The sequence below is a fragment of the Maridesulfovibrio salinus genome (assembly GCF_055394525.1).
This window is the reverse complement of the sequence record NZ_AP042461.1, coordinates 4,228,494-4,239,124: the sequence shown is the minus strand read 5'-3', so window position 1 is coordinate 4,239,124 and position 10,631 is coordinate 4,228,494. Positions and strand designations below refer to the sequence as shown.

Annotated in this window: 5 protein-coding genes; 2 read left to right on the top strand and 3 right to left on the bottom strand. The window is 49.4% G+C overall.

Translation table 11 applies throughout. From position 1 onward, the window contains the following. Window positions 1-48: 48 nt before the first annotated feature. On the bottom strand, window positions 49-1,443 hold the full coding sequence (rlmD, locus tag ACZ5PW_RS19370; protein WP_464556659.1) for a 23S rRNA (uracil(1939)-C(5))-methyltransferase RlmD: 1,395 nt from the start codon (window positions 1,441-1,443) through the stop codon (window positions 49-51). 38 nt (window positions 1,444-1,481) lie between these two features. Here rlmD and ACZ5PW_RS19365 point away from each other — a divergent pair, with 38 nt between their 5' ends. Next, on the top strand, window positions 1,482-1,790 hold the full coding sequence (locus ACZ5PW_RS19365) for a hypothetical protein (protein WP_464556658.1): 309 nt from the start codon (window positions 1,482-1,484) through the stop codon (window positions 1,788-1,790). A gap of 78 nt (window positions 1,791-1,868) precedes the next feature. Continuing rightward, on the top strand, window positions 1,869-2,594 hold the full coding sequence (locus ACZ5PW_RS19360; RefSeq protein WP_464556657.1) for a septal ring lytic transglycosylase RlpA family protein: 726 nt from the start codon (window positions 1,869-1,871) through the stop codon (window positions 2,592-2,594). Window positions 2,595-2,773: 179 nt separating this feature from the next. On the opposite strand, the gene pbpC is transcribed toward ACZ5PW_RS19360, so the two are convergent. Then, on the bottom strand, window positions 2,774-4,981 hold the full coding sequence (gene pbpC, locus ACZ5PW_RS19355; RefSeq protein ID WP_464556656.1) for a penicillin-binding protein 1C: 2,208 nt from the start codon (window positions 4,979-4,981) through the stop codon (window positions 2,774-2,776). A gap of 252 nt (window positions 4,982-5,233) precedes the next feature. Further along, window positions 5,234-10,630 carry an alpha-2-macroglobulin family protein gene (locus tag ACZ5PW_RS19350; protein ID WP_464556655.1) on the bottom strand — a complete coding sequence of 1,799 codons (5,397 nt, stop codon included), beginning with the start codon at window positions 10,628-10,630 and terminating at the stop codon, window positions 5,234-5,236. Window position 10,631: the final 1 nt, after the last annotated feature.

Below are 10,631 nucleotides of genomic sequence, written 5' to 3'. Positions count from 1 at the left end.
TGATCTCAGGGAGTCCTTCTCTTTTTATATATTTTAATTGTGTCAGTTTTAACGGGCTCTAGTCAACAAAGCGATACATTCTACATGGGACGTATGCGGAAACATATCTACTGCTGAAAAGGATTCCATTTTATATTTTTTGTTTAGATTTTCCGTGTCCCGGGCAAGGGTTCCCGGGTTACAGGAGATATAAAGTATCCGGTCCGGGGCAAGATCCATGAGTCTGTCAAGCGCATGGGCCGGGACTCCGCTTCTGGGCGGGTCTACAATGACCATATCCGGTTTCGGAAGATCATTAGGGAAATCCTCTGGTCTTGTCAGATTACCGACCATGTAGCGCGCGTTGCCGATTCTGTTCAAGGCGGCATTATCCTTTGCGGATTGGACAGTCTCTTTTGATATTTCGATACCTATGACTTCATGGACATCCTTTGCCATGAACATTCCGATTCCGCCCGATCCGCAGAATAAATCATAAACAACATCACCCTGTTGAGGAGACGCTATTTCAACACTGCGGCGGTAAAGCTGTTCCGCTCCAGAGGAGTTGGTCTGAAAAAACGAGTTGGGGCTGATCCGGTAATTAATCTCAGTTCCGTCAGTTCTTGTAAGTGTTTCAGTGATGAATGATTCCCCGCTGATGGAGACGATTTCTCCCGTGGCCAGATCCGCGCGTCCTTTGCGGGTTGAGTGTATAAAACTCTTCAGGTTTTTGATTTTAGAGTAGAGCATTTTACCAAGCTGATCTATTTTGTCATGCTTTTTACCGGGAGATGTTATGATGTTTACCATTATATCTCCGGTGGCCCGGGAAACCCGGACAACCAGCTTGCGCCAGTATCCGCCTTTTCCGTGAACGTACGCTCCGATACCTGAGGCTGAGCAGTATTCACGTACCATGGCTGGTATTGATGAGCATTCATCCGGGAGCAGGGGGCACGATGAAATGTCGAGAACTTCTGTCTCGGAACCGCGTTTTTTGAAGCCGACTCTCAATGTTTCGCCTGTTCCGGAAAATGAGAATTCCATCTTGTTGCGGTAGCTGACTTCTTCCGGAGAGCCTATGGCCGGTTCTCCCATTCCAGTGGTTTCAGTGGACACTTTGCCTATTCTCTGCAGAGTTTCACTTACCTGCCTGCCCTTCCAGTAAAGCTGGTTTTCGTATCTGATATCCTGATGGACACATCCTCCGCATGTTCCGAAGTACTGGCAGAAAGGAACTTGCTCCTGCTCAGATTTTTCCAGAACTTCCAGTCTGGTAGCCTCAGCAAATCTTTTTTTTAGTTTGGTTATCTTACACAGGATTAGCTGTCCCGGGACCGCGTGGTCGATGAAAACGGTCATGCCGTCGTGACGGGCGATTCCTTTACCACCGAAGGCCAGAACCTCAACCGTGCATTCAATTTTACTCCCCTTGCAGAGGGGACCGTTTTCATTACTCATATTTGACAGTTCTCCTTTTGAAACGATATCTACAATTTATGATTGATAAAGCTACAGCTCTTGAATCGGTTTTGCGGAAACTTAAAAAACTACCCGCGGGTCATTGCATAGACCTGCGTACCTACAAACGCAACCGTTCTTTACTTATATTACATGTCAGGGACGGAAATTTCATTGTCTATGAAGACGGTTATGAAGTCGCAGCCCACGAAACCAACCTTAAGTCTATGCGTAAACTTTTGAAAACGTTATTCAAAAGAGAGTTTCCCCGCAGTAATAAAATACGTTTGTATGAGCTTGGCGAATTCAATGACTCATTGCGCGAAAGGAATATGAAAAAGTTATAATCGGAACCGCTTGCAAGCGCATGAAAATCTGCATAAGGATACCATACTTGATTCCGAGAATATTTGCAGGAGATTCAGATGATAAGACATTTGTTTATTACGCAGTGCATTTTGATGTTGCTGCTTAGCGTTTTGCCGGTTTCAGCACAGGAAAGTAGCACCACAAACAGTTCAGATAAAGATACCGGAGAAATTGCTGCAATAGTGATTCCGGCTGATTACAGGGAAGAAGGTATGGCTTCCTGGTATGGTGAAAAATTTCAGGGTAAAGTTACAGCTTCGGGTGAGCCCTTTGATATGGATAAAATGACCGCGGCGCATAATTATCTGCCGCTAGGTGTTAAGGTTACGGTAACCAACCTTTCAAATAAGAAAAGTGCGGCTGTTGTTATTAACGACCGCGGGCCGTTTGTTCCGGACCGTATAATTGACCTTTCCCGTGCAGCTGCACAGAAGTTAGGGTTTATTGATTCGGGAAAAGCTAAAGTCCTCATTGAACCGTACCGTCCTGAAGTTAAGTCTGTTGCGGCAGCTAAAAAAACTGTTCAGAAGAATCTTTACGGGGCTTTTTATATTCAGGCCGGAGCCTACAAGGTCAAGGCAAATGCCGAAAGACTGATTGAGAGGTTGCACAAATCCGGCTTTACCAACACCAGAATAGTTCGCGTTGTTACTGACAGCGCCCAGATTTTTAAAGTCCAGATAGGTATGTACAAAACTCTTGGGGCAGTTCGTAAAGCCCACGGCAGATTAGGGCCCGGGTTCCCCGGAACTTTTGTTCTTGCTGATGTCATTCAGGATTAATATTTTATATATGTAAACGGGGTAGTATAGAAGAGTCTTAACTTCAGCGGATCTTTCTCTGAACAAGTGTATAAGGCCTTAATACCAACAAAAGGGATTAAGGCCTTTTTGTTTGCTTTGGCTGGATTGCGGTAAGAGTTATAAGGCAAAATTCATATATTGAATCTTACAGTCAGTATTTAACGGACTTCAAATATCAGGCTGTCGGTTCGCCCAAGATCGTCTGAAAGAGAGATTCTGTGCTTTCCTTTACTGACAACGGCAAATTGTTTTTCATTAAATCTGCCTTTACTGACCAGTCTTCCATCAATGAACCAGTGCAGCGTTCCTGAGTCAGGGCCGGCGTCCGCTTTGAGGGCCATCTTCTGATATTCAAGAGGAGCGTCATTCCTTAAAATATAAGGAGTCCCTGCTGCCGGGGAAACTATTCTCGGGGCTTTGCCGGATGGTAGCAGATCGCAGCCCGGGGCAAGTGGAGGCATCTGTGGAATCTCGAGGTTGTTTTCAGCTCTCCACCTTGCGAGTTTAGGCGGAATGACTCTGATCGTCTTTCTCCGGATTCCTTTACGGTCCAGACACTCGCCTGAAAGGCGGTAACCGGATTTGGAATCCACAAGAATCTGACGGCATTGTTCGCATGGCTGAAGTCTTGTTTTGCCGGAAAGAAAGCGGATTGTTGTCCGTTCCGTACAGAACGGTCCGGGCAGCAGCCTGCTGTGTGCGCAAACTTCGACTTGAGATAGATTCGGCCCTTCAGGGGGAGCTGGCAGTTTTCCGCCCGGGGCGGCAAGGCGCAGCAGGTCAAAAAGCAGTGGTCCGGCGTGGACCGCACCGGAAATACCTTTGCGCGGCCTTCCATCGGGATTACCTACCCAGACCCCAACTGCGTATTCACCGGAAAGACCTATGGCCCAGGCATCCCGGTGGCCGAAGGAAGTCCCTGTTTTCCAAGCTGCTTCGGGCATGTCACTGGTCAGCATCCAGGTCTCGTTCATTTCCGGGCGGTGTACGCCGGAAAGCATGTCTGTCACCAACCATGATGTCTCGGGGGACAGCAGTTGAGTGCCCACGGATGTGCTTCCGGGCAGAAAGGTGGTCGGCTTGAATCTGCCTTTGTCCCCTAGGCAGGCGTATAGATTGGTTAATTCAGTAAGTTTTATTTCACACCCTCCCAGAGCAAGAGGGAGTCCGTATTTGGCGGCACTTTTGTCAAGTGTGCTTATCCCTCCTTTTTTCAGCAGATTCATGAACTCTTCCACTCCGGTAGCTGCTAACGTGTTGACTGCCGGCACATTGAGGGATTTTTCAAGGGCCTGTCTTACTGTTACCTGCCCGCTCCATGTCCGGTCATAATTTTCAGGTGAGTAACCGGAATAATCCACCGGGATATCATAAATGAATGTTCCGGGAACGAGTTTACCCTGTTCAAATGCAAGGGCGTAAAGGAAAGGTTTGAGTGTGGAGCCGGGTGACCGTCTGGTTTCAGCCAGGTTTATTGCGCCACCGTATCCTTTTTCAAAGAAATCGGCGGAACCTGCGAGAGCTCTGATTTGGCGGCTGGGAATGTGGATGATGACACAGGCCGCGTTGTCTATGTCCTGTGATCTTAAACGGGCAACGTGGTTCCTTGTTTTATCCTTTGCTGCCAGCTGCAGTGATAGGTCAAGGGTTGTATTGATGACGGGAACGGGGCCGACCTGTTCAAATACCATGCGTGAAAAATGCGGGGCCTCCAGAGGAACCGGGATGATACTTTCGGGGAGAGGCAGTTTTATGTTGCGCTGAACTTCATCGGCTGGAAATTCTCCTTTCTTCATTAGTTGGAGCATGACCCGGTTGCGGCCTTTCAGCGCATTCTGCGGATTCCTCAGGGGATCGTAATAGACAGGCCCTCGTGGTAGAGTTGTCAGAAGTGCTGATTCCCCAAGTGACAGTGTAGAGGCATCATGGCCGAAATAAAAATGTGAGGCCGCGGCAACCCCCTGAATGTTTCCGCCATAGGGCAGCAGGCTCAGATAAATCTCAAGCAGTTCATCATTGCTGTGATGAAATTTCAGCTGCAATGCTCGGAATGATTCGACGATTTTAGCCGAGATTGTACGCGGTCTGGGTACGGCCATACGGGCTATCTGCATGGGGATGGTCGAGGCCCCGGAAATAACCCGCCCGGCAATAAGGTTAGAGATTGCCGCCCGGATAACTGAGACAGGATTTACCCCGGGATGATATCTGAACCAGCTGTCCTCAGATGCTATTAAGGCCTTTATCAGAACCGGTGAAACGTCTTCGAGTCTTGTCCGCATTCTACGTGCTCCATCAGGAGGCAGGAAAATACGCAAGGGAGTTCCATCGCGATCTGTGACCACACTTGCTGTGGCCGGATGCAATTTATGCTCAGGAAACGGGAATGATAAATCCAGTGCAAAAAATAAGATTACAGGAAGTGTTACTGCTGCAAGGATGAGTTTTTTTTTACTGAAAATGTTGGTTCTAAATTTGAAGAGATTCATAAAGAGGGCGGTTCTGTAATAAATTATGCCGTGTAATCCATTGCAGACGATGCATATTGGATAATATCGGAAGGAGCGGCCATAGAGATTATGGGAACATATTTATCTCCATGGCCGCTGTAATTATGATTATTGTATTTTCATCTTACCGAGGTCGGTAGCTGCGGCAATTGAAGGATCATACATCGCTTCAACCTGTGCAGGCGGGATTTTGAATTCACCCCGTGTAACAGCCCGAAGAAGTGTGATCTGTTCTATTTTGCCTTTGGCCGGGATGTCGGAAAAGACCAGAACCCGGTCATCACGTATATCAACGTGATCCGGCTGCACGTTGCCCTTATCAATCCATGGCAGATCAGATCGGGTGGACAGTCTGCTGTTTTCGGGCTCAAGGCCGGAGGGGAGCAGGCAGCTTATGACTGCGTTGGAGACAGGTTTGCCTTCTGAGGTGACTGTCGTGCGCATGGCAACCAGTTGACCTTGTTTTATGGCCGTCACATCAAGCGGTTCACCGTCACGGGTCAGAAATTCCCGTTTAACATGCAGTCCGTTTGAGTATGCTTGCCAGCGCTCGATTTCAGGAACGGCTCTGGTGTTTACTGTCCATACAAAACTGCCTTCTTCCGGTTTTGAATCAAGTTCAATGGATAAAGGTTTGTTTCCGGTAACAGTGACGTGGGCGGTTCCGTTTCTATCGAAGGAAGCTAGTTCCTTATCGCCGCTCATGATACGTCCTGCCGGAAGAGGGACGGTTTTGGTCTGGGAGAAATAGGTTCCCAGAGCAAGGAATCCCAGCGCGTTATCCTGAGTCACGTTTCTGCTGTCATCAGCCATAAGGTTCCCGAGTTTGTCGGCAAGCCCCGGTATAGCGTCATCCTTACTGTCGGATTCCATCCTCACCAGTAGTTCCAGCGCCAGGTCACGCACAGGGCTGCTGAAATCTTCATCCTTAAAACTGCCGTTCAAAGGAGCAGGCTTGGCAGAAATAAGTTCCCTGTAAGCCGCCATATCGCCTGAAGCCGCAAATGCTCCGGCCAGCATAGTAAGTGACAGTTTATCCATTTTTGCGGTTTTCTGCTCCCGCAGATAGTTCATGGGGCCGTGTGCGGTTTTACCGCTGCGGGCCAGAACATACATGGCATAACAGGGCAGGCGGAATGTGCTCTGTTCATTTATAGTTGTTGCTTTATCATAAACATATTTCAGTGCCCCGTTGAGAAGCAGGGAGTCAACCTGATATCCCGAAATTGAGGCCTGATGCAGGAAGTGCAGAGCGTATACCGAAACCCATGGTTCTGCCCTGCGGCCACCCGCCCACATGGAGAATCCTCCGTCAGGAGTCTGCATCATGGACAGGCGGACCAGAGCCGACTGAACCATGTATTGCGGGGATTTTTCTTGAAAGTTCTCAGGAGCAAGCTCACGGGCGAGTTCGGGAAACTTAAGCAGCGGGAAAGCTTGCGAGACAGTCTGCTCAGCGCAGCCGTAAGGATAGCGCAGCAGAAAATCGAGCTTCCCTGCCAGCCGCAGCATAGGCTGGCCGCCGAGTATCAGGGTTCGTTCAACTGTCGAAGGCCTAAGTCCTTCGGATACCGGCTTTATTAATGTTAACTTTTCTTTGATGAATCCGGAGGAGCTTTCCCTTTGAACCGGGAGTGCTGCACGAATATTCAGGTCCACATCTGCAGATGCTTTCTCGCCGTTGCCCTCGGCTGAGAACTTAAAGGTTGACGGCCCCAGCTCATTTCCGGTCGAACTTTCGAAGACAGCTGTTTCCTGCCTGCCTGTTGGAACTTCAAAGCCTTTCAGGGACATTTCACTGTTAAGCGTTCCATCGGCTGTTACCGTAAGATTGAACTTTCCGTCTTCCGGGGTGTCATTGCGGACACTCACTGGAATCCCGAATGTTTCACCGGGGGCAAGGAATCTCGGAAGTGTGGGGGTCAGCATCAGGGGGGAGCGAACAGTCATGATCTTGGAGGAAGCCCCGAACTGTTTCCCATGGGAGGCAACAGCCATGATGCGTAATGCTCCGCTGAAATCGGGAATATCAGCTTCAAAGATGGCGTTACCCTGCTTGTCAGCTGTGATTATGCCTGACCAGAAAGTAACAGGCTTCACGCGTTTTATAGCACTTGACCCTGCAAATTGCTTCATCATGGCAAGAGCCATGCCGCCACCTGCGGGGGCGTTGTTCACCGGACCAGCGTCAGGCATCAGCAGCCCGTAGGTGTCAGACCAATGGACTCCCAGAGCCCGTTTGGCATAGAAGTAATCAAAGGGGTTCGGGGTTTTCTGGTTGTTGAGTCTTAATATTCCCTCGTCAACGGCTGCAATGGTCAGTTCTGCTCCCGGTCTGGTCTTGACACTGAAAGCCACTTTCCGGTTGGGGCGAGTGGTTTCAGGGGCGGATATTTCAACTCCAAGGCGGTTGGACTCCCGGTCCACAAAAATAGGGGCTGCACCGACGGCACGGGCCGAGGAGCCCGGCTGCAGTGTGTTTACAGAGCGGATCAGTGTAGCTGTGACGTAAGCGTTGGGACTGATTTCCTTTTGCACCGGTACTTCAATCGCGGCGGTGTTACCGTCAACATCCACAGTTTTCATCCAGCGGACTGAATTATCTTCAACAGTGATCAGCATCTTTCCTGAAAAGGGGGTTCTGATCTGGAATTTAGCCATTTCTCCGGGTTTGTAGTCTCCCTTTCGTGCAGGGACAATATCAAGGCGGGCCGGATTTTCCAGAGCCCACGGGGAGTACCCCCAACCGCCGCAGAAAAAGTCCGCCTGTGCGGAAACACCGGAAGCCGGATCGCTGAGGATTACCCTGTAGGACCCGAATTCAGGAGGAGACACCTTAAAAGAGCCTTCCGGGCCTGCCGGGGTGATCTTTCTGGTTTCAATCAGTTGCGGATCACGTTCCGTCTCATAGCGGTATGATCCTGATGGAGTGGCCCGGACAATAGTCTGCCAGCGGTCGCGGTAGAGCTTCATTACCAGTCCGGAAGCTTTGATCTTGGCTGCTTCCGGGGTGAGAGTCACATATTCAAGCTTAACCGATTCTCCTTTTTCGTAGCCCTGTTTCTGAAGTTTTTTCAGGCCGGGGTAGAAGTCGGAGATAAGGACGGGATCTGTTTTTGTCGCGGTTACTCCACGCCCCCCGGTCTCGGTTACGCGGGCGGTTATCCTGGCCTGTATGGCGGAGTCCGACTTCAGGGCTTCAGGAATTTCCGCACTGAAGTGAAATGTCCCGTTAGCGTCCAATCTGTTTTCGGTTACCAGAATTTCACGGTGTTTGAAGCTGTTCCCGTCAGTGCTGAAGCGGTAGTTTCCGTATCCTTCGGGATTGAATTCCGCAGCTTCAAGGGTTACACGGGCGTTTACCGGAAGTCCATCGGCGGGAGGCCCGAAAAGGTAGCGTCCCTCTACGATAAAATCCAATTTTTGCCCGGGGCTGGCTGTCGCTGTGGGAATTATCTCCGCACTGATTCGATCCGGCATGAAGTCTTCAACAGAATAGCGGTAATTACCTATAGTCTCTTTCCCGGCCATGAATTTTACATTGAATTGGCCGGTGGGGGAGTAATCAGGGATTTGGCGCGCAAATTCAAGCAGTCCCTGAGAGTTGGTTTTTAGGGTTTTACGGTAGAGTTCCCGCCCGCGCTGGTCGCTGTAAACAGCTACTACCGGAAGCCCTTTCGGGGGATTGAGTTTCTCGTTGCGGACCACGGCAACGCCTTTGAGAGTTTCACCTGGACGGTATAGGGTACGCTCTCCATAGGTGAAGGCAGTCAGTCCTTCAGGAGACAGGCGTTTGCCCGCGATATCCAGTCCGGAGCGATCCGTGGCGAATCGGTCCAGCAGCAGGAAGGTCATGTCATTTTTATAAGTAACCAGCGCCATGAAAGGTTTTCCCATGTTCATGTCGATATCTTTTTTCTTGAATACCAGAATCCCTCGGGAATTGGTTGTTCCGCTGGCCATGACCTGATTACTGTTACTTATGAGTTGAACCCGGGCATCAATAACCGGCTTGAGGTCCGAAAGTGATGATATCCAGAAAAGAGTTTCCTCTTTTCCCTGTTTGGAAACCACGCCAAGGTCGGTCAGCATCACCCAGCGCTGCACGCCACGTCTTTTACCTTCAACAACCGCTCCCACGCGGTACAGGCCTTTGCCTCCCTCGGCAATGAAGCTCTGCATGGAAAGGGGAGTGCTTGTTTCCTTGTTGCGCGGGTTCTGAACTTTGATCTTTCCGGTAAAAATACGGCTGCCCAATGCTGGGGATATTCCGCCGCCGTAGGTGTTTGGATCAAAAGCCATATATCCGTAGTGTGTGAACAGAGAAAAAAGGTTATTCGGATAAACCCGGTCCACAGTGACATTTACCGCCTGGGTGTTCACGGTTTTGAGGCCGAGAGTCTTATATCCGGATTCGGAGAGGAACATTCCTGTTGATGAGAAATCAACTGCTGGCTCAATGTCCGGGATGATCAGTTTTTGAGTGATCTTTTTTTCAAGGATAGCTCCATCTGCCGAGGATAGTCCTTTTTCGAGAGTGAGTGTGTACTCTTTTCCCGGTTTGAAAGGTCCGGTAAGGATCAGGCTTTTGCCTGAGGTTGCGGCTGAGACCCTGACCTTGGGATTTATTTTGATCATCTCAAGTGACTGGGCCGGGATCAGCGGGGTTGAAAATCCAAGCTCCACCCGTGAACCTTCAATAGAGCTGGCAGCTTTGAATCCGGAATAGCGGAGTACCGGATCAAAGACGATATCAATTTTCTTTTCATAATCTTTCCCCAGAAGCATGGAGCCGCGTCCATCCGGGAGATCTTTTGCTATCTTGAAAGTGTATTGTTTCGGGTCAACCGTCTTTTCAACCGGGGCACTGGTAAAGCTCTGGTAATAATCATCATATCTGCTGGTTATCGATATTTCCACCTGCTTTCCGTCTGGGTCGGTGAGGGAAATATTTTTGAGCAGTTTCTCCGGTGAAACATAACTGCTGAAATTGATATTACCCTCAATTCGGACTTTACGTCCCTGCCCGGAAACCGGTTCAGTCCTCAGGTTCATTTCCTTGATTATGAAACTGCCCGTCTGTACGTTGAATTTTTTCTCGCCGGACAGTTGTTGTCCTTTAAGCAGGAAGTTTTCAGGCTTGAGTTCAATTTCAAAACGGGTGTCGGGTTTGAAGGATGGTTCTGCGGTGAATTCAAGTCCATAAGGGTTGATCCAACGCCATGTCCCCTTTACTTCAGGGTTGATCACGGCAGGTGCCTTTTCCAAGGCAGGGGTTGGATTTTCAGGGCCTATGGGCATATCAAATGCGATGAGGAGCTGAGAATATCCCTGACTGTCGAGGCTTACGTCAGTAACCTTCACTCCTTCACCCGAATCCATGCGGGCTTCTACAGAATCGTATTTATTTTTGAGCAGTCCTGCGGCCTGGATGATACAGAGCATTAACAGCAGGGCGATAACAATATTTTTTTTATCTCTGAAAGGGGATGGTCCTCTATCCATT